We start from the raw sequence: 23220 nt of genomic DNA, 5'->3' as shown, positions 1-23220 counted from the left end.
GCGTCACTTGACGGGGGCGTAGTTGTACAGGGAGGGGACGGCCATCCCCGACTGCGGGGCGATCTTCACGGTGCCGTCCGAGACGTGCAGGTAGGAGATCCGGTAGAACGGAACGAACCAGGCGTCCTTGACGAGGTGCTCGTTCAGCGCCTGCAGGTGCGGCTTCGCGTCCTCGGCCGAGGCGGCCTGGATCTTGGGCAGCAGCCCCTTCACCGTGTCGTCGGTGGTACCGAACATGTTGAACACACCGGGCAGCACGAGCTCCTCGACGGCCACCCAGTCGGTGGACGCCTGGCCCATGTTCATCACCATGGCCGAGTACGCGCGCTCGGTGAACACGCGCTTGATGTCGCCCCGGTCGATGTTCTCCCAGACGAGCTTGATGCCGACCGCGCCGAAGTCGGTCTGCAGCGACGAGGCGAGCGCGTCGGGGACGATGGCCGCCACGCGCGGCAGCTTGAGCGTGAATCCGCTGCCGTACCCGGCCTGCTTCAGCAGGTCGCGCGCCTTGGCGGGATCGTAGGAGTAGGAGGAGTCGAGCTCCTTCTTGTACGCCGCGGACTGCGGGGAGAAGACCTGGTTCGTGACCTCGCCGCGGCCCTGGCGGATCTTGTCGAGCATCGTCTTGCGGTCGATCGCGTGGTTGAGCGCCTGCCGCACCTTCGCCTCGCGCAGCGCGGGGGTGCGCACGCCGCCGCGGTCGAAGAGCAGGATGCCCTGGAAGTCGAACTCCTGCTCGGTCGTCTGGACCTTCGCGGCGGGCTCGATCGCGACCTGCTGGCCGGCGTCCTGCAGGAGGGTGGCGTTGATCTGCCCGGCCTTGACGCCGTTCACGATCGCCGTCTCGTTGTTGAAGTAGCTGATCGTGACGTTGTCGTACGGGAGCTTGGTACCCCAGTAGCCCTTCGCGCGCCCGTACACCCACTTGGTGCCGATGGCCGACTGCTTCGAGTCCAGCTCGTAGGGTCCGGTGCCGTCGGGCTTGGTCTTCAGGGCGTCGCCCTTGGCGAACGCCGCCGGGTTGGCCATCAGGCCCGCCGCGTCGCTGAGGTAGAACAGCATCGCGGGGTTGGGCTGCGACAGCTTCAGGGTGAGGTGGGTCTTGTCCGTCACCTCGATCGCCTTGACGTCCTTCAGTGTCTTGGCCTGGGAGCCGGCCTTCTTGGCGAAGCGCTCCATGTTGGCCTTCACCGCGGCCGCGTCGAAGGGGGTGCCGTCGTCGAACTTCACGTCGCCGCGCAGTTCGAGCGCCAGCTCGGTGCGGTCGTCGTTGTACGTCCACTTCGTCGCGAGCATCGGGGTGAACGTCCCGTCCGGCGCGCGCTTGAGCAGCGTGTCGTAGACCGCCTGGAAGAACGGCAGCGCGCTGCCGCCGGCCTCGGCCGGATCCAGGCTCTGCGGCAGGGTCAGCGTGGCGATCTTGAGTGTGGACGCGTCGCCGTCCGCCGCTCCGCCACCGCACCCCGCGAGCGTGGCGGCCGCGGTCACACCGGCCGCGGCGAGCGCGGCGACCTTGATTCTCTTCTGCATTCGAGTCCACTCCGTACTGAGAGCACAGCAGCCGTCCGGGAAGATTTGGGCGAGCATACATGCAGAACTAACCACGTGGTAGGTTTTGCCAAGATCGCCTGGCGTGATCGCCTGGCGGCGTCGCCTGGCACCACCGCCCGCCATCACAGAGAGGTCCGCCTGTGACCGACCAGGCCCCACGCCGGCCGTCGCGCCCGTCCAGCCCGTCGAAGGGCGAGCGCACCCGCGCGCGCATCCTCGACTCGGCGGCCGAGCTGTTCTCGGCGTCCGGGTTCCAGGCGGTGTCGCTGCGCGACATCGCCGCGCACGCCGGCCTGACCCATGCCGGGCTGCTGCACCACTTCCCCGGCAAGGAGAGCCTGCTGATCAAGGTGCTCGGCCGCCGCGACAGGATCGACGCGAAGCTGCTGTTCGCGCCCGGCGCGGACTCCCGTCCCGAGGAACTGATCGCGGACATCGCCGGCATCGTCGCCCGGAACATGCGGACCCCCGGCCTGGTCGCCCTCTACGTGAAGATCTCCGGCGAGGCGGCCGACCCCGAGCATCCGGCGCACGACTACTTCGTCCAGCGCTACCGGCTGCTGCGCGAACGGCTGGTCTGGGCGTTCACCGAACTGTTCGCCCGGTCCGACCCGCCGCTGCGGGAGGACCCGGTCATCGCCGCGCAGCAGTTCCTGGGGCTGATGGACGGGCTGCAGACCCAGTGGCTGCTGGAACCCGACGCCATCGACATGCACGCCTCCGTCGTGGCCTTCCTGCGCCGGCTCGGCGTCACCGTGGGCGAATCGCCCCGGCACACCGACCGGCACGGGCTCCCCGACCACGGGCTCCCCGAAGAAGAAGTCCCACCGTCCAGCGACACCGACCACCGAGGTACCGCATGACACAGCCCCCGCGCCCGGCCGACCTGGACGTCCCGTCCCAGGAGAACCCGTCCCTGGAGGACCTGTCCCTTGAAGACAGGGCCTCGCTGACCTCCGGGAGCGGTACCTGGCGCACCACGGCGGTGCCCGGGACCGTACGCTCGCTCACCCTCGCCGACGGCCCGCACGGCATCCGCCGCCAGGTCAAGGGCTCGGGCGACGCGCTGGGGCTGACCAACAGCGTCCCGGCGACCTGCTTCCCGCCCGCCGTCGCGCTCGGCTCGTCCTGGGACGCCGGGCTGGCCCGCCGGGTGGGGGAGGCCCTGGCCCGCGAGGCGTCCGCGCTCGGCGCCGACGTCGTGCTCGGCCCCGGCGTCAACATCAAGCGCTCCCCGCTGTGCGGCCGCAACTTCGAGTACTTCTCCGAGGACCCGCACCTCAGCGGGGTGATGGGCGCCGCCGTCGTCACCGGGATCCAGTCGCTCGGCATCGGCGCGTGCGTCAAGCACTTCGCGGTCAACAACCAGGAGACCGACCGGATGCGGGTGAGCGCCGACGTCGACGAGCGGACGCTGCGCGAGATCTACCTGCCGGCCTTCGAGCACATCGTGCGCGAGGCCCGGCCGTACACGATCATGTGCTCGTACAACAAGATCAACGGTGTGCACGCGGGGGAGAGCCACTGGCTGCTCACCGAGGTGCTGCGCGAGCAGTGGGGCTTCGACGGGCTGGTGGTCTCCGACTGGGGAGCGGTCAACGACCGGGTGGCCTCGCTGGCGGCCGGGCTCGACCTGGAGATGCCGCCGACCGGGACCGACCAGGAGATCGTGGACGCCGTCCGCGCGGGCCGCCTGGACGAGGCGGTCGTCACCCGCGCCGCCGGCCGGCTGCGCACGCTCACCGAACGCGCCGGGACGGCCGGGCGGTTCGAGGACTGGGACGTAGACGCCCACCACGACCTCGCCCGCGAAGCCGCTCGCGGTTCGGCCGTACTGCTGAAGAACGAGGGCGGCGTCCTGCCCCTTGACCCGGGGGCCCGGCAGCGCGTGGCCGTCATCGGCGAGCTGGCCCGTACCCCGCGCTACCAGGGGCACGGCAGTTCCCATGTCGTCCCCACCCGGCTCGACAACACCTGGGACGCCCTGAACGCGGCGGCAGGCCAGGACACCACGCTGACGTTCGCCGCCGGGTACCGCCTGGACGGTACGGCGGACGCCGACCTCGAACGGGAGGCGACCGCCGCCGCCGGGGCGGCCGATGTCGCGCTGGTCTTCCTCGGCCTGCCCGACGACGCCGAGTCGGAGGGATTCGACCGCACCACCCTCGACCTGCCCGCCGTGCAGGCCGACCTGCTGCGCCAGATCGGCTGGGTCTGCTCGAAGATCGTCGTCGTGCTGGCCAACGGCGGGGTCGTGTCGGTCGCCGAATGGCAGGACTCGGCGGCGGCGATCCTGGAGGGCTGGCTGCCCGGCCAGGCCGGCGGCTCGGCGATCGCCGACCTGCTGCTGGGCGCGTACAGCCCCTCGGGCCGGCTCACCGAGACGATCCCGAACCGCCTCGCCGACGTCTCCTCGCACCTGCACTTCCCGGGCGCGGACGGGCACGTCTCGTACGGTGAGGGCCGCTACGTCGGCTACCGGTACCACGACACCCTCGGGATCGACGTCGCCTATCCCTTCGGGCACGGCCTGTCCTACACCCGGTTCCGGTACACCGGCCTGGACGCCCGTGAGACGGGCACCAACGAGTGGAGCGTCGAGGCCACCGTCACCAACGTCGGCGAGCGCACCGCGCACGAGGTCGTCCAGCTGTACGTGGCGTTCGACGAGGACCTGCCGACGCGGCCCCGGCACGAGCTGCGCGGGTTCGCCAAGGTGGAGCTGGAGCCGGGCGCCGGCACGCGGGTCCGCTTCACGCTCACCGGACGCGACATCGCGCAGTGGTCGGTGGCGCGCGGCGACTGGAAGATCGACCCGGGCCGCTTCACGGTCGAGGTCGGGGCGTCCTCCCGGGACATCCGGCTGCGCGCCGAACTGGCCACGCCCGGCGACGGGCACACCGCGGCGCTCGGCAGGATGTCCACGCTCGGCGAGTGGCTGGACCACCCGGTCGGTGGCCGCGTGCTGAAGGAGCGGCTGGGCACCGGCTCCGGCCTGATCGGTGCCGGCCAGGGCTCCTCGACGCTGCTCGCACTGGCCCGGGGGATCCCGCTGGCCAAGTTCAGTACGTTCGGGATCGGCCTGACCGGCGATGTCGTGGACGAGCTGGTCGCCGCCGTACAGGAGTCGTGACGGTCTCCGGCCCGCTCGCGCATCCTCGCGGGCGGGCCGGACCGTTCAGCGGACGAGCGTGCCGGTACGGGCGACCTCGCCGTACCACCGGGCGCTCGGCTTGACCGTACGGGCGAACGTCCGGCGGTCCACCGCCACGAGCCCGAACGTCGGCCGGTACGTACCCCACTCGTAGTTGTCGAGCAGGGACCAGTGCATGTAGCCCCGCACGTCGATCCCGTCCGCCATCGCCGCGTGCAGGCCCGCCAGCGCGCCGGTGGTGTACTCGACGCGCTCGTCGTCGTCGGACGTCGCGATGCCGTTCTCGGTCACCAGGATCGGTACGCCCGGGATGCGGGCGGCGGTGTGCCGGACGGCGTTGCCGAGGGCCTCCGGATAGAACTCCCAGTCCGTGATCGTACGGCGGGCGCCGTCCGGGACGGGGAGCGCGCCGTCGGGGCCGATCAGCACCCGGGTGTAGGCCTGCACCCCGATGAAGTCGTCGTCCTTGGCGACGTCCAGGAACTGGTCCTCGCGCGACCACGCCCACGCCTCGCACTCGGCGTCCGCGCCGTCGACCGCCTGGAAGTTCTGGTTGGCGACCGTCCATCCCGACTTGACGCCGCCGAGCTCCTCGCGCGCCGCGCGGTGCGCGGCCATGAGGGCCTCCGCCATCGCCTGGTCCGGCGGCGGCATCGCGCCCGCGACGTTCTCCTCGCGCTTCTCCCGCTTCACCATGTTCGCCATCATCGCGAGCATGTTGGGCTCGTTGATGGTGCAGACGCACGGGACGCCGTCCAGGATCGGCAGCACCGCGCGCACGTAGCGGCGGAACCGTTCGACCGCCTCGGGGGCCGTCCAGCCGCCCGCCTTCTGGAACCACAGCGGGCTGGTGAAGTGATGCAGCGTCACCACGGGGGCCAGGCCGCGTTCGAGGCAGCCCTCGATCAGCCTTCGGTAGTGCGCCAGCGCGGCGAGGGAGATCGCCCCCTCCACCGGCTCGACGCGCGCCCACTCGATGCTGAAGCGGTAGGCGCCGAGCCCGAGCCCCCGCACGATGTCGAGGTCCTCGCGCCAGCGGTGGTAGCCGTCGCACGCGTCCCCGCTGCGCTCGGGCAGGAAGCCTCCGGGCCGGTTCTCCAGGGCCCAGAAGTCGCTGGCGACGTTGTTGCCCTCGGTCTGGTGGGCACTGCCGGCCGCACCCCAGAGGAAGCCGTCGGGGAACGAGACTTGCACGCTGTATCTCCTTGCCTGAAGGGTCTGGCGGCAAAACCTACCACTTGGTAGATTCCGCTCATGCCCCTGCGCCGCGCCCTGCCCGCCTCCGCCGTCCTGGCGATCCCGCCCCTGTTCCTCGGACTGACCGCGATCCCCGCCTCGGCCGCCCCCTCCATGAGCACGCTGCGGTTCGACGTACGGGTCGGCCCCGACCGTGACCAGCGCTGCACCGTAGCCGCCGACCTCTACCGTCCCGCCGGGGCCTCCCGGAACGACCGGGCACCGGCGATCATGACCACCAACGGATTCGGCGGCTCCAAGGACGACCAGGCCGGACTCGCCGAGGCGTTCGTGAAGCGCGGGTACGTGGTGCTGGCGTACTCGGGACTGGGCGCGGGCGGCAGCGGATGCCGCATCACGCTCGACCATCCCGACTACGACGGCGCCGCGGCCCGGCAGCTGGTCGACTTCCTGGCCGGTACGAAGGCGGCCGAGGACGGCACGCGGACCGACCTCGTACGGCTGGACGCCCCCGGCGACCCGCGGGTCGGGATGGTCGGCGGATCGTACGGGGGAGGCGTGCAGTTCGCCGCCGCCTCCGTGGACCGCCGCATCGACACGCTCGTCCCGATCGACACCTGGAACGACCTCCGCTACTCGCTGGCCCCGAACAACGAGCAGGCACCCGACAACGAGCAGGCACCGTCCGGGGGCCGTACGGGCGACCCCGGCGCCACCAAGCTCATCTGGGGACTCGGCTTCTTCGCGCTCGGCGCCGTCCGCGGCGTCAGCGAGGCCGAGACCGATCCCTCCCGGCTGTCCGGCTGCCCCAACTTCCCGACCGCGCTGTGCCAGGCCGTCGGCGAGAGCCTCTGGTACGGCGTGCCGCGCCCCAAGAGCCTGTCGTACCTGCACTCGGCCTCGGTGGCGTCCTATATGAAGCGGATCAAGGTGCCGGTGCTGCTCGTCCAGGGGCAGACCGACACGCTCTTCAACCTGCAGGAGGCGGCCGCGACCTACCGGGGACTGTCCGCGCAGGGCACCCCGGTGAAGATGATCTGGCACTCGGGCGGGCACAGCGGCCCCGGCGCCTCCGGCGATCTGGACCTGACCGCCCCCGACACGAACTACGTCGGCCGGCGCGTCCTCGCCTGGTTCGACCACCACCTCAAGGGCGGGCCGGCCGACACCGGGCCGAAGTTCACCTACTTCCGGCCCTGGGTCCCGTACGAGGGCGACGCCGCTCCCGCGTACGGCAGCGCTCCCACGCACCCGCAACGCCTCTACCTGTCCGGACGCGACCGGCTGACCTTCTCCAAGACCGCGGTGAAGAAGGGCGAGGCCGCGTACCGGAACCTGCTGGGCCCCCTGCCCACCTCCTTCTCGGAGATCTCCGCGCTCCAGAACAGCTTCGACGACGTCCCGCCCGCCGACGCGCCCGGCGGCTACGCGGCCTGGACGAGCCCCGCCCTCACCCGTCCCATCGACGTCGCCGGATCCCCGACGATGTCGGTCCGCCTCAGCTCGCCCGCCGCCGTACGGTCCCAGCGCGCGGGCGTCGACGGCCTCCTCGTCCTGTTCGCCAAGCTCTACGACGTCGCCCCGGACGGCACCACGAGACTCGTCCACCGCCTGACCTCCCCGGTCCGTGTCGCCGACGTCCGCAAGCCGCTGACGATCCAGCTGCCGGGGATCGTGCACCGCTTCGAGGCGGGCCATCGCCTGCGCGCAGTGATCGCCGCCAGCGACCTGTCGTACCTGGGCAACCGCGCGACCCTCCCGGTCACCGTCCACACCGACCCGAACCGCCCTGGGGTCCTCACCGTCCCCGCGGCCTGACCGGACGGCACCTGCCGGCCGGCCGTTCAATCGCGGCACCAGGGGGTATGGCCGCCAGCAAGATCGGCATGAGATCGGGGGAGATGCCATGCGGTTGGCCTGCGAACTCAGGAACATGGCGCCACGGCTGGCGGCCGGAGCGGTCATCGTGGAATCCGGGCTGTCGAAACGGGGCGCCGGCGAGGAGACGGCGACCCAGCTGCACGGCATGGCCGCCGGCACGTACCCGGTCCTGGAGAAGGTGCCGCCGAAGACGTTCGCCCGGCTGCTGTCGAGCGGAGAGATCGCGCTCGGTACCGCCCTGCTCCTGCCCCTCGTGCCGACGGCGCTGGCGGGGGCGGGCCTGGCGGCGTTCTCGGCCGGGCTGCTGGGGCTCTACCTGCGCACTCCGGGGATGCGCCGGCCGGGGAGCCTGCGTCCCACCCAGGCCGGCACGCCGCTGGCCAAGGACATCTGGCTGCTCGGCATCGGGATCGGGCTCGTCGCCGACGTCGCCACCCGCGAGCGCCGCTGAGTCCCGTCCCGAACGGTCCCGCGGGTCAGGTCACGGAGGCCGAGCGTTGCCGCAGGACGTCCAGGGCGCGCTCGCCCCAGCGGAGGTTCTCCTGCTCGAAGGCCAGGCCGCGCATCAGGGTCAGGTACGGGCCGACGCGCTCGGCGTGGGCGAGGTGCTCCTGCTCGGTCCGGCCGTCCAGGAGCCGGGCCCGCATGCGCTCGTACCGGGCGATCTTCGCCTCGGCCCAGGCCATCCGCTCGCCGATCGCGGTCTGCACGGCGGCGGTGTCGCCGGCGTCCACCATCTGGACCTTCACCATGAGCTCGTCGCGGATCGCGCCGGGACGCGGCGGGGCGGCGGTGAAGTCGTGCGCGGCGCGCAGGCCGGCCTCGGTGAGGGAGAAAAGGCGTTTGTTGGGCCGTTTCTCCTGCTCGACCACGCGCGCCGTGATCAGCCCCGCGGACTCCATTCTGTCGAGTTCGCGGTAGATCTGCTGGGGGGTGGCCATCCAGAAGTTGGCCACCGACGCGTCGAAGGCCTTGGCCAGGTCGTATCCGGACGCCTCGCCTTCCAGGAGTGCGGCCATGACCGCATTGCGCAATGCCACCCGCAGAGAATAGCGCCGGTCGGTTAGTGCATAAAACGGGTAATCAATGAATTGCCTATTCGAGAGGCGGAGGTCCGCGTCGTGTGCCGGTGCGGGCGCCGCTCCGCCGCCCAGGCCGTCGCCGCCGGGCGGCGTACCCCCTGACCGACAGGGGCCATGCCGGCCGGGCGCCGGCAGGCGCCCGGCCGTTCCCGTGTGCGCCCGCGGCCCGGCCGTTGCGACGGTGCGCGGCCCGTCCGGTCACATCAAGTAAGCACGTCTTGATGTAAGGACAAACTATTGACTTCACCACGCCTCGGGGCTAGAAATGTGGCCCAGGCCACATTGATGACCTTTGGATGAACATGTGGCGAACTTCAGATGAGCAACAGGCGAACGGCACATGCACCTGACGGCAAGGCAACGGGAGGCGACCATGCGGGTCGGACTACTGGGCGCGGGCCGGATCGGAGCGTGGCACGCCGGTTTCCTGGCGCAGCATCCGCTCGTCGGCGAGCTGCTCATCGGTGACGTGGACGGACGGCGGGCGGAGGCGCTCGCGGGCCGGCTGGGTGTCCGTGCCGCCGATCCCGGCGAGATCCTCGGCGCCGGGCTGGACGCGGTCGTGATCGCGACGCCCACCGCCACCCACGATGAGCTGCTGCTCGCCGCCTGCGCCGCGGGCGTCCCCGCGTTCTGCGAGAAACCGGTCGCGGCGGACCTGGGAGCGACCCTGGAGGTACGGGACGTCGCGGCGAAGTCGGGCGTCCCGGTCCAGATCGGCTTCCAGCGCCGGTTCGACGCCGGGTACGCGGCGGCACGCCGCGCGCTGGGGCACGGCCGGCTGGGCGAGCTGCGGCGGGTGCACATGGTCACCGCCGACCCGTCCCCGCCGAGCGCCGCCTACGTCCGGGCCTCGGGCGGCATCTTCCGCGACTGCCACATCCACGACTTCGACATCCTGCGCTGGGTCACCGGGCGGGAGGTGGAGTCGGTGACCGCCGCCGGATCGGTCCGGGGCGAGTCGTACTTCGCCGAGGCGGGCGACGCCGACACCAGTGCCGCCCTGCTGGTCATGGAGGACGGGACGCTCGTCACCGTCCAGGGCTCGCGGCACAACGGCGCCGGCTACGACGTCCGGATGGAGCTGGCGGGCACCGGCGGGACGTGGGCCGTCGGCCTGGACGAGCGGGTCCCGCTGCGCTCCGCCGAACCGGGCGTCGACTGGCCTCCCGGGGACGCCTGGGCCGACTTCTGGGAACGGTTCGAGCCCGCCTACGCGGCCGAGATTGGAACGTTCCTAGATGTGGCCAGGGGACGGGTCCCCAGCCCGTGCACGGTCGACGAGGCGCTGGAGGCGCTCTACATCGCCGAGGCCGCCACGCTCTCCCGGCGGCAGGACCGCCGGGTCCGCATCGCGGAGCTCCGATGATGTGGGCCGTCGCGTTCGCCCTGGTCGCGCTGGGCTTCGTCTACGTGAGCGGGCTCAACGACGGGGCCGCCCTGGTCGGCCTCGGCGGCCGGTTCCCCCGTTCGTCCCGGCTGGGCCTGGTCTCGCTGCTGCTCCTGGCGATCGTGCTGGTCCCCGGGCTCGCCGGGTTCGGCGTGGCCCGCGTCTTCACCGAACGGCTCGCCGACCTCGGTGACCGCGACGGGGCACTGGTCTTCCTGTGCGGCGTGACCGTGGCGCTCTGCGTGGTGACGGCGCTGTCCCGGCGCGGGCTGCCGACCAGCCTGACGCTGGCCGTCGTCGGCGGTCTCGCGGGCGCCGGGCTCGGCGCCGGACTGGACGTCTCCTGGGGCGGGCTCGGCCATGTGCTGGCCGTCGGCGCGGCGGCGCCGCTGGCCGGGCTGGCCCTCGGCTGGGCCTTCGGGCTGGCGTCCCGGCGGGTACCGGGATTCACCCGGATGCCGGCCGCCGTCCACGCGGCCCACCTCGCCGCCTACGGCGCGCAGTGCGCGGCCTACGCCGCCAACGACGGCCAGAAGATGATCGCGGTGGTCAGCGTCGCGGGCGACGTGGTGGCCGCCCGGCGGCCCGGCGCGGTCGGGATCGTCCACCTCTCGCCGCTGGTGCTCGCCGGGGTGGCCGCGGTGTTCTGCGCCGGGGCGCTGAGCGCCGTCGGCCGGGTGGGGGAGCGGCTCGGCCGCGGCCTGGTGCTCGCCCGGCCGCTGCACGTGGTCTCCACCGAGGCCGCGGCCGCCGCCGCGGTGACGGCGAGCTCGTTCGCCGGAGCGCCGGTCAGCATGACGCAGTCCGTCGCCGCCGGAGTCGTCGGCGTGGCCGCCAGCGAGGGCCGCACCCGGGTCCGCTGGCAGAACGTCGTCGGCATCGGCGCGGCGTGGCTGTGCACGCTGCCCCTCGCCCTCGCCTGCGGCGCCGTGGCGGGCCTCGCGATGAGGCCGCTGTGAACGCCTTCGCCCGCCCGGTGCACCGCATCCGGGGCGTCTGGGACGACCTGCTCGGCCGTTCGGGCGAACGGGTGATCGGCCAGGTCGGCCGGCAGATCGGCGCGGTCGGGGAGGGGGCGCGGCTGGCCCGCGAGATGGCCGCGGGACGGACCGCCCCGGCGGCGGCCCGGTCCCGGATGACCGGCATCGAGCACGCCGGCGACGCCGAGCGGGCCGCCCTGGCCCGGATGCTGAACGGCGCCCTCGTCACCCCCATCGACAGGGAGGACCTGTACCGGCTGTCCCGCTCCGTCGACGACGTCCTGGACAACCTCCGCGACTTCGTCCGCGAGTCCGACATGTTCGGACCGGCGGAGCTCGGTTTCACCGTCCCCCCGCTGGACGCGGTGCTCGACGGGCTGACCGCCCTCGACGACGCCGTCCGGCTGGTCATCGCCGAGCCGGCCGCGGTCACCGTCGCGGCGCTCGGCGTGCGCAAGGCCGGCAACCGCGTCCGGCAGACCCGCCAGGCCGCGCTGGCGGAGCTGTTCGCCGGGCCGATCGCCATGGAGGTGCTGCGCGGGCGCGAACTGCTCGACCGGCTCGACGCCGTCGGGCGGCGGCTCGGCGAGGCGGCCGACGCGCTCTCGGACGCGATGCTCAAACGCAGTCACTGATCGATGAAATCCCCCCAGCGGCGCCGGTTCGGGGGGCCCGGCGCCCGTCCGCAAGGAGAAACGATCATGATCATGACCACTCCCGGAGCCGCTCGCGCGCGCTACGGGCTCGCCCTGGCCGCCGTTGCGGCGCTGGCGCTCAGCGGGTGCGCCCCGTCCACCGGCGGCGCGGGCGCGGCCAAGCAGGAGATCCCCAAGGCGGCCGTGGAGGACCCGGCGACCTTCGATCTGCAGGCACTGATCGCGGCCGCCAAGAAGGAGGGCTCCGTCCTGGCCTACGACGGCAGCGGCGACGTCAAGGACGTGGCGGAGGCGTTCACCAAGAAGTACGGCATCAAGGCCGAGGGCATGAAGTCCAAGGCCGCCGCCACCGCCGAGAAGATGACCCGCGAGGCGCAGGCCAAGAACGTCACCATCGACGTCAGCCTCTTCGAGGACGGCCCGATGCTGGTGGGGCAGCTGCTCCCGCAGAAGATCGTCAAGACCTGGATCCCGCCGGACCTGGCCAAGGACATCGACGAGAAGGACCGCAATCCGCTGATGATGCTGCGGAAGGCCTACGTCTTCGTCTACAACCCCAAGCTCAACCCGCAGGGCTGCCCGGTCAAGAACATGTGGGAGCTGACCGAGCCGGCGTGGAAGGGCAAGGTGATGTTCCAGGACCCGCTGGGCAAGGAGATCTTCACCCAGTGGTTCACCCAGATGGCGGACCACGGCACGGCCGACCTGAGCGCGGCGTACGACAAGCTCGGGCGCGGCAAGCTCAAGCTCACCGAGAAGGACGCCTCGCGCGAGTGGGTCAAGCGGATGGCGGGCAACAGCCCGGTGCTGACCACCGAGGACGAGGACGTCTCCGCCGGGATCGCGGCCCCCAACCAGACCCAGAGCCGGATCGGCCTGATGTCGATCGCGAAGTTCCGGGACGTGAAGGAGAAGGGCTACCAGATGAAGGTGTGCGAGAACCTGGCCCCCTGGACCGGCTTCTCGTACCCCAAGTACGCCACCATCACGACCGGTTCCACGCACCCGAACGCCGCCAAGCTCTTCGTGCACTTCGTCATGAGCAAGGAGGGCTTCACGCTGGAATCGGGCAGCGGCGGCGTCTCCGGTAACAAGTCCGTCGGCGCGAGCCCGAACAACCCTCCGGGACTGGACAACTGGGACACCCAGCTCTTCGGCTTCACCGCCGGGACGCTACTGGACGACTTCCGCAACCGGCAGGACATCCAGGACTTCTGGCGCGTCAACCACCGCTGATCCCTCTGCCTGGCGGGCCGCACCGGCCCGCCAGGCGTCCTCGGCCCCCTCATTCCGGAGGAGACTTCCATGGCGGTCGCCGCCCCAGAGAAGCCGCCTGCACAGCCGGCGTCCACACCGCCGTCCCGCCGCCGGCGCGTCCTCTACCGCGTGCGGGTGCTGGTACGCGAGCCCACCGTCCTGCTCGGCCTCGTCATGTGCGCCGCGCTGCTCTACCTCGTCATCGCCCCGCTCGTGTCGGTCATGTCGGACGCGGCGCGCGTGCAGTACGGCGACGAGAACCGCTCCGGCGGGAAGCCCGGTTCCTGGACCGGCTACTACCTGTGGCGGGTGTTCCGCTCGCCCGTCAGCAAGCTGCTGTTCTGGGAGCCGCTCTGGCACACGCTGGTCATCGCGGTCGGCGTCATCGCGTTCGCCCTGATCGTCGGCGGGTCGATGGCCTGGCTGGTCACCCGGACCAACATCCCCGGCCGCAAGTTCCTGGCCGGCGCCCTCGTGGTGCCGTACATGCTGCCGTCCTGGACGTTCGCGCTGGCCTGGCTCACGCTGTTCAAGAACTCCGACTCCGGCGGCCAGGTCGGCTACCTCCAGGGCGCGGGGATCGACACCCCGAACTGGCTGGCGTACGGGCCGCTGCCGATCATCGTCACGCTCGGGCTGCACTACTACCCGTTCGTCCTGCTGCTGTTCGGCAACGCGCTGCGCCGGATCGACTCGCAACTGGAGGACTCGGCGCGGATCCTGGGTGCCGGAGGCCGCACCGTCATGCGCCGCATCACCCTGCCGCTCATGCTGCCCGCGCTGTCGTCGGCGGTGCTGCTGGTGCTCGGCCGGGTCCTCGGAACGTTCGGCACGCCGTACATCCTCGGCCTGCCGGGCGACTACAGCGTCCTGTCCACCAGCCTCTACCAGGCCATCCGTGACCGCAGCACCGGTGTCGCGTCCGTTCTCGCCGGCGTCATCGTGCTGATCGGGGTGCTCGTCGTGGTGTTCGACACCCGGCTGGTGCGCGAGCAGCGGCGGTTCGTGACGGTCGGCGGCAAGGGGGCGATGGACCGGCGCTCGGACCTGCGGCGCTGGCGGTGGCCCGCCGGCCTGCTGGCGATGGGCGTGTTCGTCGTGAGCGTCATCGTGCCCGTGCTGACGCTGCTGCTGTCGACCATCACCAAGGTCCCCGGCGTGTTCAGCCTCGACAACTTCACCCTCAAGTTCTGGCTGGGCGAGGACCTGCCCGGCGCGGTCGGGTTCCCGCACGGCGTGCTGCGGGCGGGCGCCCTCTACGACGCCGCGTGGAACAGCCTGAAGATCGTCGGGCTGGCCTCGCTGGTCTGCGGCATGGCCGGACTGCTGATCGGCTACGTGGTGGTACGGGGCGCGGGCAGCCGGATGTCGAACTTCCTGAGACAGGTGTCGTTCCTGCCCTACCTGGTGCCGGGCATCGCGTTCGCCGCCGCCTGCCTGTCGCTGTTCGCCGTCCAGCGCGGCCCCGTCCCCGCCCTGTACGGGACGGTCACGCTGCTCGTCCTGGTGCTCATCGTCACCCATCTGCCGTACTCGTCCAGATCGGGGATCGCGGCGATGATGCAGCTGGGACGGGAACCCGAGGAAGCGGCCCAGGTGAGCGGCGCGCGATGGCCGTCGCGGATGTTCCGGATCATCATCCCGATCCAGAAGGGGGCGCTGGTCACCGGGGTGGTGCTGCCCTTCGTGTCCGGGCTCAAGGAGCTCAGCATCGTGATCATGCTGACCACCTCGGGCACCCAGCTGCTGACCACGCTGTCGATCTCGCTGGTCGACTACGGCTACACCCAGCTCGCCAACGCCGTCGTGCTGGTCATCGCCCTGCTCTCGTTCACCATGACCTACTTGGCCCAGCGGCTCACCAAGAGCAGCCTGGCCTCGGGCATCGGAGGTTGATCAATGCCGGACATCGCCCTCAGCGGAGTGGTCAAGCACTATCCCGGCGGCCATGCGGCGGTGAAGGACCTCGACCTGACCGTCCCGGACAGATCGTTCACCTGCCTGCTCGGCCCGTCCGGCTGCGGCAAGACCACCACCCTGCGCATGATCGCCGGGCTGGAGCAGCCCACCCGCGGTGAGATCACCGTGGGCGGCCGCGTCCTGGACTCGGTGGAGCGGGGCCTGTACGTCCCGCCGGAGAAGCGCGACATGGGGCTGGTCTTCCAGAACTACGCGCTCTGGCCGCACCTCACCGTCCGGGGCAACACCGAGTTCGGGCTGCGGATGCGCAAGGTGCCCGCCGCCAAACGCAGGGCCCGCGCGGAGGAGGCGCTCGCCAAGGTACGGGTCGCCGACTGCATGGACCGCTACCCGTCGCAGCTGTCGGGCGGGCAGCAGCAGCGCGTCGCGCTCGCCCGGATGCTCGCCGTCGACCCCGACGTCCTGCTGCTGGACGAGCCGCTGTCCAACCTCGACGCGGGGCTGCGGCTGGAGATGCGCACCGAGCTCAAGCGCATCCACGACGAGACCGGCGCGACGATCGTGTTCGTCACCCACGACCAGATGGAGGCCATGACGATGGCCACCCACATCGCGGTGCTGAACGAGGGTGAGCTGCAGCAGGTCGCCGCGCCCATGGAGATGTACGACCGGCCGGCCAACCGGTTCGTCGCCGAGTTCGTCGGGAGCCCCCCGATGAACCTGGTCCGTACCGGGGGCGGCACCGAGGACCCGGCCCCGGGCGATCTCGCCGGGGCGCTGCTGCGGTACGTGCGGAAGCAGGCCGAGGTCGGGTCGCCCGAGCATGTGGGCATCCGGCCGGAGGCGCTCCGGATCGGCGTCCCGGACGGCGCCATGGCGGACCGGGCCTGGTCGGAGGACGCCGTCGTCGAGACCGTCCTGCCGACGGGGGCGAGCTGGACCGTCCAGCTCAGGGTGCTGGACGCCGAGGTCTTCGTGGTCGTCCACGAGGACCTGCAGGCCGGGCCGGGCACCACGGTCCGGTGCTGGGCGCCGCCCGAACGCCTGCACCTGTTCGGTGCCGACGGGACACGGATCACCGGCTGGGACGACGCCGTCGCCCCGGCCAGGCGGGTGGCCCTGTGAACGACCGTCCCACGCTGCCCGCGCCCCGGGCGCTGCTGCTGGACTTCGGCGGCGTCCTGGTCGAGACGATCAAACGCCCCGACTGGACGGCGGAACTCGCCAAGGAGGTGCACGCCCTGCTCACCGGAGCGGGACGGTCCGGCCTGGACGCCGCCGGGATCGAGACCGACATCAAGGCGGGCGCCGCGGGGGAGAAGTGCTGGAAGGACGCGATGTCCCGGCCGTACGCGCCCGCCGAGATGACCCACGCCGGTTTCTGGGGCGACTACGTGGCCGCGGACTGGCCCGCCTCGGCCCGGCAGCTCGTCGTCGCGCACGCCACACCGCTCTGCGCGCGGATGGGGGAGCTGCGGCAGGAGCGCCGCACCCGCCCCGGGATACCGGAGCTGCTGGACGCCGCCGCCGAGAGGGGCGTCCCCTGCGCCGTGGTCAGCAACGCGCTCTCCGGGGCGGTGCACCGCGCGTACACGGCGGCGAACGGCCTCGCGGCGAAGCTGGCGTTCGAGGTCTACAGCGACGAGGCCGGGATCCGCAAACCCAACCCGGAGATGATCTGGATCGCCACCCGGGCCCTCGGCATCCGCCCGGAACAGGCGTGGTACGTCGGCGACACGTTCGACCGGGACGTGGTGTGCGGGCACCGGGCCGGAGTCGGCGCCAACGTGCTGATGCTCGCCGACGGGACTCACCGCGTCCCGTACGAGGTACGCGGCCGTCCCGACGCGATCGTCGACGACGGGCACGGACTGCTCGGCCTGCTGGTGAACGCGGTCAAGGGAGACGCATGAACGACGTGAGCATCGACGTACCCGCATCGCGGGAGCTGGCCGGGATCGCCGAACGCGCCGCCAGGGCGACGGGCGACCGGCTGCGGAAGGCGTTCCGGTCGCGGCCCGAGGTCGCGCTGAAGCGCGACTTCCACGATCCGGTCACCGAGCACGACCGCGCCGCCGAGGAGACCATCCGGGAGATCCTGGAGCGCGAGTGCCCCGGCAGCGCCGTGATCGGGGAGGAGGGCGGCCTGCGGGGCGGCGCGGACGGGGCCCTGCGCTGGTACGTGGATCCCATCGACGGCACCGCCAACTTCGCCGCCGGGCTGCCGTTCTTCTGCACGTCCATCGGCGCCGTCGTGGGTGACCGGGTGGTGGCGGGCGTGGTGTACGACCCCGTACGCGACGACCTGTTCACCGCCACGCTGGACGGCGCCGCGTGCAACGGCGAGCCGCTCGGCAGCACCGGCGCGGCCGGCGATCGGACGGCCGTCCTCGTCACCGGCTACCCCAACGCCCGCGAGCTGCGGCGGAGCGGCGACCGGGCGCTGCGGCGGTACGCCACGTTCGTGGAGTCGTTCGCCACGGTACGCAGGCCGGGCAGCGCCGCGCTGTCGCTCGCGCACGTCGCCGGAGGCTGGGCGGACGCCGCGTACGGGACGTCCGTCAACGCCTGGGACGTCGCCGCCGCGCTGCTTCTCGTCAGGCAGGCGGGCGGCACCTACCTTCCCTTGGGCGGGGAGCCGGGCGGCCAGGATTGGGACGCCCCCGGCTACGTGGCGTGCGTCGGGGGATTCGACCTCGCCGGTTCTGTACTGGCCGAGGCCGCGGGCCTCCCGGCCGTGGGGAGCGAGACGTGAGCACCATCGGCGTACGGACGGCCACCTGGCTCGTCACCGACCTGGACGGCACCCTCGTCGGCCGTGACCTGCGCATCGTCCAGCGGAATCTGGGCGCGCTGCGCCGCTTCACCGAAGCGGGCGGCGAGGTCCTGCTCGCCACGGGACGCGGCGAGGACTCCGCGCTCCCGTACTACCGCGAGCTCGCGCTGAGCACACCGGCGATCCTCTACAACGGCGCCCGCGTGGTGGACCTGAGCACGGGCACGGTGCTGCGCCGGCGCTGCCTGAACGCGGCGGCGTGGGCCAGGCTGACGCTGCTGTTCGGCGACCTGCCCGAAGGCGTCGACCCGGTGGTCTTCAGCGATGGCCACGCGCACGTACGCGTTGAGACCCGCACGCTGCGGGACTATGCGCGCCGCGACGGCATCGAGCTGGTACGGGTGGCGTCCTGGGGCGCCCTGCCCTTCGACGGGATCATCAAGGTGATGCTGATCTGCGAGCGGCCCGGCCTCATCGACCCCGTCGAGCGGATGGCGGCCGGGACCGTTCCCGGGGTCACCCTCGTCCGTTCCGAGGACACCTATCTGGAGGTGCTGCCGGACGGCGCCACCAAGGGGACGGCGCTGCGCGAGCTCGCGGCGGCGCGCGGGGTGCCGATGAGCCGGATCGCGGCGATCGGCGACAACCCCAATGACATCGACATGGTCCAGGCGGCAGGGCTGGGCGCCGCCGTCGGCGACGGGCATCCGGGCGTCCTCGCCGCCGCCGATGTCGTGGTGGGGGCCTGCGCGTCCGGCGCCGTCGCCGACCTGGTCGACCGCGTCCTGCCGTGAGGCCTACGGCGGGCTCGGCGCGGCCGTGCCGTGCGACGTGCCCCGGACCGCCGCCGTGGTCGCTCGTTCCGTCAGGACGGGCGGGACGGTGATCCGGCGTGCCGCGCCGCCGGGGACGCCGGCCTGGACGCGGTCCAGGAGCGTGCCCATCGCCAGCCGGCCCAGCTCGCGGGCGGGCGCGGCGACCGTGGTGACCCCGGCGGCCGCCGCACCCGCCGGGTCGCCGTGGACGATCAGCGACACGTCCTCGGGGACCCGCAGGCCCGCGGCACCGAGCGCGGCCAGCGCGGCGACGCCGCTGGGATCGCCGATCGCCAGGAACGCGGTGGGCGCGTCTTCCGGGGCCGGATCACGCGCCGCGTCCAGCCCTGTCAGTACGGTCGCGTGCGCTCCCAGCCCGGCCGCCTCCATGGCGGCGAGGTAGGCGCGGCGCAGGGACACCGACCGGGAGCCGAGGTCGAGGCAGGCCACGCGGCGATGCCCGAGCGCCGCCAGGTGCGCCACCGCCGGCCCGGCCACCGCGGCGTCACCGGTCACGCAGTCCACCCGGTCGGACCGCACCGTACGGCCCACGACGGTGACGGCGCAGCCCGCGGCGGCACGGTCGATCTCGGCGGCGGCGATCCGCGGGCCGGCCAGCACGAGCCCGTCCAGGCGCAGGTCCAGCATGTCCTCCACCGCGGCCCGCTCCCGTACGGGACGCCCGCGCCCGGTCGTCAGCAGCAGCCGGACGTCGCGGCGGGCGGCCTCGTCGGCGAGCCCGTCGTGGACCGCCGCGTACAGCGGATCGTGCAGGTCGGCCAGCAGCACGCCGATGATCCCGGTCCGGCCGGCGGCCAGCCCCCGGGCCATCGCGTTCGGCCGGTAGCCGAGCTCGCCGGCGGCGGCGATCACCGCCTCCCGCCGCTGCCTGCTGACCTTGGGGGACCCGCGCATGACCAGCGAGACGAGGGCACGGGAGACGCCGGCGCGGGCGGCGACGTCCTCCAGGGTCGGGTGCGTCATGCTGAGCGGTGCTCCTCCTGGAATCGGGCTGGCTGGAACGGTCTGGAACGGTCTTCTGGCCTGGACGCTAACACCGGGCACCGGACACCGGACACGCCGTGGCGCCGGGCGGGGCGCGCGGCCCCGCCGGGCGCGGCGGCGGTCAGTCCCGCGGGTCCCAGTCGTCCGGATCGACGTCCAGGTCGAGCGGGTCGGCCACGTCCTCCCAGGGGACGAGCTTGAAGTTGGTGTTGGTACGGACCTCGCCGTTCCCGTCCACGACGTCGGGGGTGTTGGCACCGTCCTGCACGACCAGCAGGCCCTTCGCGAAACCGCCGACGGGCGCGCTGGTCACCATGGCTCCGTCACATTCCTCGGAACCGTCGATCGCCGCGGAGGGGCCGACACGGAACCGACCGAGGAAGCGGTTGGAGCCTTCCCGGTCGTACGCCGCGAAGGTGTTGTCGCCCTGGCTGGAGGCCAGCAGGTACCCCTCGCCGTCGTCCTTGCGGTAGATCGTCAGGCCCTCCACATCGGCGGTGAGGTGATCGCCGCCGACGCCGGGATCGGGCCCGCTCGGGACGCACTCGTCGGTCTCCGGGTCGTAGGTCGCCGGGACGCCGTACTCCTTCACCCGCTCGGTCAGCCGGGGCGTGCCGCCGTCCAGCGGGATCCGCCAGATGCCCACGTCCTCCTGCCCGGCGTACAGCACGCCGTGCTCGGGATCGGCCACCATCCCCTCCACCTGCGGGTCCTCGCCGGGATCGCCGCACGGGCGCCAGCTGCCGCCGCCGGGCAGCGGGAACGAGGCCGGCAGGTCGAGGGTACGGACCGGGCGGTAGGTCACGGTGCCCGCCGCCGTCGCGACCAGCCGGAACACGCCGACCCGGGTGGTGTGCCGGCGGCTCACCGCGACGTAGGTCGCGCCGCCCGATCCGGTCCAGGTCGCGAGGCCGTAGGCGGTGCGCTGGTCGTTGATCTCGTCCAGGGAGGCGGAGAAGGCGGCAGCGGCCGCCGGGTCGGTGATCTCGGTCAGCGGGGCGGTGTGCCGCTTGGCGGCGGCGGCGTCGATCGCGTACGTGCGGATGATGTCGCGGCCCCGGTCGGAGGTCACCGCGATGTCGACCTTCTTGCCGCCGACGGGGAAGCCGTAGACGATGTCGACGTTGTTGAACCTGCCCGACTCGTCGCCGGGCCGCGGCCCCGGCGGGGCGGGGACGTGCTGGAGCTGCCGGCCCCGGGCGTCGAACACGGCCAGCCCGCCCTGCTTGAGCGTGCCGACGATCAGGTCGGCACGCCGGTCGGCGGGATGGTTCCAGATGGCGGGGTCGTCGGCGTCCGCGTCCCCGCCCTCGGTGTCGTCGAAGTTCGGGGGCGTCTCCAGCGCCGCGTGGACGGTGGCGAGGTCGTCATCGTCGGCGGCGGCGACCGGGACGGAGAGCCCGAAGGTGCCGATCATGACCGCGGCGGCGGCCGCGGCCAGGCGCGGTACGGCGTGCGGTGAGGCCGGTCGGGGACGTTGCGCTCGGGAGCGGCTCGGTCTGAGGTGCATCGGTTCCTCCGGACATCTCGGGGGGATGGAGCAACGCCTGCACCGTAAGCGTTAGAGCGCTCTAATTCAATAGAGCGCTCCAACCCTGTCGACTCGTGGGGGGGTGGCCCCGTCGCGGCCCGGGTGGGGGGGACACGCCACGAGTCAACGGGGCGGGGGCCGGTCGGGTCAGCGTTCGACGAGTGTGAGGGCGAACGAGTAGTGGCTGGCCCGGTACACGTGCGAGCCGTACTCGACCGCGCGCCCCTTGTCGTCGAAGGCCGTGCGGGTCATGGTGAGCAGCGGGACGCCGCGCCGCTCGTCCAGCAGCCGGGCCTCGGTCGCCGTCGCGGCGCGCGCCCCGATCTCCTGGTTGGCGACGCGCAGGTTGACGCCCGCCGCGCGCAGCAGCTCGTACAGGCCGTGCTCGGTGAGGTCGGCGGCGGTGAGGGCGAGCAGCTCGGCGGGCAGGTAGTTGGTGAGGACGGCCAGCGGCTCGGCGCCGGTGTACCGCAGCCGCCGCATCCGCGTGATCCCGGTGCCCGGCGGGACGCCCAGCTGCTTGGCGACCTCGTCCTCGGCGGGCACCCCGGCCAGCTCGAGGACCTCGGTACGGGGCTCCCGGTCGGCCGCGGCCAGGTCGTCGTGCAGGCTGGTGAGCTCGACCGGCCGCCGGACCTGCGCGCGCACCACCTGCGTGCCGACCCCGCGCTTGCGGACCAGCAGCCCCTTGTCGACCAGGTGCTGGATCGCCTGCCGTACGGTCGGGCGGGACAGCCCGCAGCGGTCGGCGAGCTGCACCTCGTTCTCCAGGCGGCTGCCGGGGGCCAGTTCGCCCTCGCGGATCGCCGCCTCCAGCTGCTGGGCCAGCTGGAAGTACAGCGGGACCGGGCTGGCGCGGTCCACGGAAACGGCTGGTCGGTTCACCCTCGCCCCTTCTGTTCTGGTGAGGGTAATCGTACCCGTTGGACATGGTTAACTTATTACCTCATGATGTCATGACAAACTATTGACAGGGTGGTGTGCCGTTCAGCAGACTCGGCGTGCCGGCGCAGGACCGGCGGCGGACACGTGGCTGGACGGTGGGCCGATGAACGAAGACCGCGTCGCGGGAGCCCCGATCTCATGGGGTGTCTGCGAGGTGCCCGGCTGGGGGCACCAGATGGATCCGGGCCGGGTGCTGGCCGAGATGCGCGCGCTCGGGCTCGCCGCGACCGAGTTCGGGCCGGACGGGTTCCTGCCCGCCGGCGCGGCCGAGCGGTCCGCGCTGCTGGCCGAGCACGGGCTCGGGGCGGTCGGCGGCTTCGTGCCCGCCGTCCTGCACGATCCCGGCAGCGATCCCCTGCCGCAGGTGGAGCGGGCTCTGGCCGGATTTGGGATGGAACGTTCCAGCTCCAACCCGGACTCAGCCGCCGGCTCGGACGCAGGCCCGGCCCCCAGCGCCGGGCCGACGCTGGTGCTGGCCGCGGCGACCGGGCTCCCCGGCTACGACGAGCGGCCCGTCCTGAACGCGACGGCCTGGGTGACGCTCCTCGGCAACCTCGACCGGATCGCCGCGCGAGCGGCGGAGCTCGGCGTGCGCGCCACGCTGCACCCGCACGTCGGCACGGTGGTGGAGCGCGGCGACGAGGTCGAGCGCGTCCTGAACGGCTCCGGGATCGCGCTCTGCCTGGACACCGGCCACCTGCTGATCGGCGGCACCGACCCGGCGGAGATCGCCGCGCGGGCCGCCGGCCGGATCGCGCACGTCCACCTCAAGGACGTCGACGCGCACCTGGCCGACGAGGTCCGGTGCGGCCGCATCACCTACACCGACGCGGTGAAGGCGGGCGTCTACCGCGCGCTCGGCGCGGGCGACGTGGATCTCATGGGCATTCTGCGGTCCCTGGAGGACGCGGGCTACGACGGCTGGTACGTCCTGGAGCAGGACACCGTCCTGGACCGGGATCCCGACCCCGCCACGGGACCGGGCGCCGACGTGCGCGCGAGCATGGACTACCTTGCCGGGGCGCTCGCGTGACGGCGACGCTCGACGTGATCACGATGGGCCGGGCGGGCGCGGACGGA

20 protein-coding genes are annotated in these 23220 nt (G+C 72.5%); 14 read left to right on the top strand and 6 right to left on the bottom strand.

Translation table 11 applies throughout. The features are described 5' to 3' along the window. Positions 1-3 precede the first annotated feature (3 nt). Entirely contained in the window at positions 4-1530 is a 1527-nt protein-coding gene (locus tag ACH34Q_RS19595; protein ID WP_395984409.1) for an ABC transporter substrate-binding protein, read from the bottom strand. A gap of 161 nt (positions 1531-1691) precedes the next feature. On the opposite strand from ACH34Q_RS19595, the gene ACH34Q_RS19590 reads away from it, so the two are divergent. Both ACH34Q_RS19590 and ACH34Q_RS19585 read left to right on the top strand, forming a co-directional pair. After that, complete coding sequence (locus ACH34Q_RS19590) at positions 1692-2414, top strand: TetR/AcrR family transcriptional regulator (RefSeq protein ID WP_395984408.1); 723 nt, start codon at positions 1692-1694, stop codon at positions 2412-2414. Beyond that, on the top strand, positions 2411-4684 hold the full coding sequence (locus tag ACH34Q_RS19585) for a glycoside hydrolase family 3 C-terminal domain-containing protein (protein WP_395984407.1): 2274 nt from the start codon (positions 2411-2413) through the stop codon (positions 4682-4684). The genes ACH34Q_RS19590 and ACH34Q_RS19585 overlap by 4 nt, the downstream gene beginning before the upstream one ends. 45 nt (positions 4685-4729) lie before the next feature. Here the strand turns inward: ACH34Q_RS19585 and ACH34Q_RS19580 are convergent, their stop codons facing one another. Next, positions 4730-5899, bottom strand: coding sequence for a glycoside hydrolase family 1 protein (locus tag ACH34Q_RS19580; protein ID WP_395984406.1), 1170 nt, complete (start codon positions 5897-5899; stop codon positions 4730-4732). A gap of 60 nt (positions 5900-5959) precedes the next feature. On the opposite strand from ACH34Q_RS19580, the gene ACH34Q_RS19575 reads away from it, so the two are divergent. Together ACH34Q_RS19575 and ACH34Q_RS19570 are read left to right on the top strand one after the other, a co-directional pair. Then, a complete protein-coding gene (locus ACH34Q_RS19575) occupies positions 5960-7720 on the top strand; it encodes an alpha/beta fold hydrolase (protein WP_395984405.1) in 1761 nt (586 codons plus the stop codon). Positions 7721-7808: 88 nt separating this feature from the next. Then, positions 7809-8234 (top strand): hypothetical protein, encoded by a 426-nt coding sequence (locus ACH34Q_RS19570; RefSeq protein ID WP_395984404.1) that lies wholly within the window; start codon positions 7809-7811, stop codon positions 8232-8234. A 25-nt stretch (positions 8235-8259) separates the two neighbouring features. Here the strand turns inward: ACH34Q_RS19570 and ACH34Q_RS19565 are convergent, their stop codons facing one another. Further along, positions 8260-8823 carry a PadR family transcriptional regulator gene (locus ACH34Q_RS19565; RefSeq protein WP_395984403.1) on the bottom strand — a complete coding sequence of 188 codons (564 nt, stop codon included), beginning with the start codon at positions 8821-8823 and terminating at the stop codon, positions 8260-8262. A 415-nt stretch (positions 8824-9238) separates the two neighbouring features. Between ACH34Q_RS19565 and ACH34Q_RS19560 the strand changes: the two genes are divergently transcribed. From ACH34Q_RS19560 to ACH34Q_RS19520, 9 genes are all read left to right on the top strand, one after another. Further along, on the top strand, positions 9239-10234 hold the full coding sequence (locus ACH34Q_RS19560) for a Gfo/Idh/MocA family oxidoreductase (RefSeq protein ID WP_395984402.1): 996 nt from the start codon (positions 9239-9241) through the stop codon (positions 10232-10234). Continuing rightward, on the top strand, positions 10231-11214 hold the full coding sequence (locus ACH34Q_RS19555; RefSeq protein WP_395984401.1) for an inorganic phosphate transporter: 984 nt from the start codon (positions 10231-10233) through the stop codon (positions 11212-11214). Before ACH34Q_RS19560 ends, ACH34Q_RS19555 begins: the two co-directional genes overlap by 4 nt. After that, positions 11211-11870 carry a DUF47 domain-containing protein gene (locus ACH34Q_RS19550; protein WP_395984400.1) on the top strand — a complete coding sequence of 220 codons (660 nt, stop codon included), beginning with the start codon at positions 11211-11213 and terminating at the stop codon, positions 11868-11870. Before ACH34Q_RS19555 ends, ACH34Q_RS19550 begins: the two co-directional genes overlap by 4 nt. Positions 11871-11942: 72 nt before the next feature. Further along, positions 11943-13127, top strand: coding sequence for an ABC transporter substrate-binding protein (locus ACH34Q_RS19545; protein WP_395984399.1), 1185 nt, complete (start codon positions 11943-11945; stop codon positions 13125-13127). 69 nt (positions 13128-13196) lie between these two features. Beyond that, positions 13197-15044, top strand: a complete 1848-nt coding sequence (locus tag ACH34Q_RS19540; RefSeq protein ID WP_395984398.1) for an ABC transporter permease — start codon at positions 13197-13199, stop codon at positions 15042-15044. Between the two features lie 3 nt (positions 15045-15047). Then, positions 15048-16193 carry an ABC transporter ATP-binding protein gene (locus tag ACH34Q_RS19535; protein WP_395984397.1) on the top strand — a complete coding sequence of 382 codons (1146 nt, stop codon included), beginning with the start codon at positions 15048-15050 and terminating at the stop codon, positions 16191-16193. Beyond that, positions 16190-16981 carry an HAD family hydrolase gene (locus ACH34Q_RS19530; protein ID WP_395984396.1) on the top strand — a complete coding sequence of 264 codons (792 nt, stop codon included), beginning with the start codon at positions 16190-16192 and terminating at the stop codon, positions 16979-16981. The genes ACH34Q_RS19535 and ACH34Q_RS19530 overlap by 4 nt, the downstream gene beginning before the upstream one ends. Beyond that, entirely contained in the window at positions 16978-17823 is an 846-nt protein-coding gene (locus ACH34Q_RS19525; RefSeq protein WP_395984395.1) for an inositol monophosphatase family protein, read from the top strand. The genes ACH34Q_RS19530 and ACH34Q_RS19525 overlap by 4 nt, the downstream gene beginning before the upstream one ends. Beyond that, positions 17820-18638, top strand: a complete 819-nt coding sequence (locus ACH34Q_RS19520) for a Cof-type HAD-IIB family hydrolase (protein ID WP_395984394.1) — start codon at positions 17820-17822, stop codon at positions 18636-18638. The genes ACH34Q_RS19525 and ACH34Q_RS19520 overlap by 4 nt, the downstream gene beginning before the upstream one ends. Before the next feature lie 3 nt (positions 18639-18641). Here the strand turns inward: ACH34Q_RS19520 and ACH34Q_RS19515 are convergent, their stop codons facing one another. The 3 genes from ACH34Q_RS19515 to ACH34Q_RS19505 form a co-directional block, all read right to left on the bottom strand. Beyond that, a complete protein-coding gene (locus ACH34Q_RS19515) occupies positions 18642-19643 on the bottom strand; it encodes a LacI family DNA-binding transcriptional regulator (RefSeq protein WP_395984393.1) in 1002 nt (333 codons plus the stop codon). Positions 19644-19785: 142 nt separating this feature from the next. Further along, positions 19786-21174, bottom strand: coding sequence for a phytase (locus ACH34Q_RS19510; protein ID WP_395984392.1), 1389 nt, complete (start codon positions 21172-21174; stop codon positions 19786-19788). A 168-nt stretch (positions 21175-21342) separates the two neighbouring features. After that, positions 21343-22080 (bottom strand): GntR family transcriptional regulator, encoded by a 738-nt coding sequence (locus ACH34Q_RS19505; RefSeq protein WP_395984391.1) that lies wholly within the window; start codon positions 22078-22080, stop codon positions 21343-21345. A gap of 163 nt (positions 22081-22243) precedes the next feature. On the opposite strand from ACH34Q_RS19505, the gene ACH34Q_RS19500 reads away from it, so the two are divergent. After that, a complete protein-coding gene (locus ACH34Q_RS19500; RefSeq protein ID WP_395984390.1) occupies positions 22244-23173 on the top strand; it encodes a TIM barrel protein in 930 nt (309 codons plus the stop codon). The last annotated feature ends 47 nt before the right edge of the window (positions 23174-23220 follow it).

Source organism: Actinomadura sp. 9N407, assembly GCF_044326315.1.
In the GTDB taxonomy this organism is placed as follows: Bacteria; Actinomycetota; Actinomycetes; order Streptosporangiales; family Streptosporangiaceae; genus Spirillospora.
Note: the sequence above shows the minus strand (reverse complement) of the source record. Positions and strands in the feature narration are given on the sequence as shown.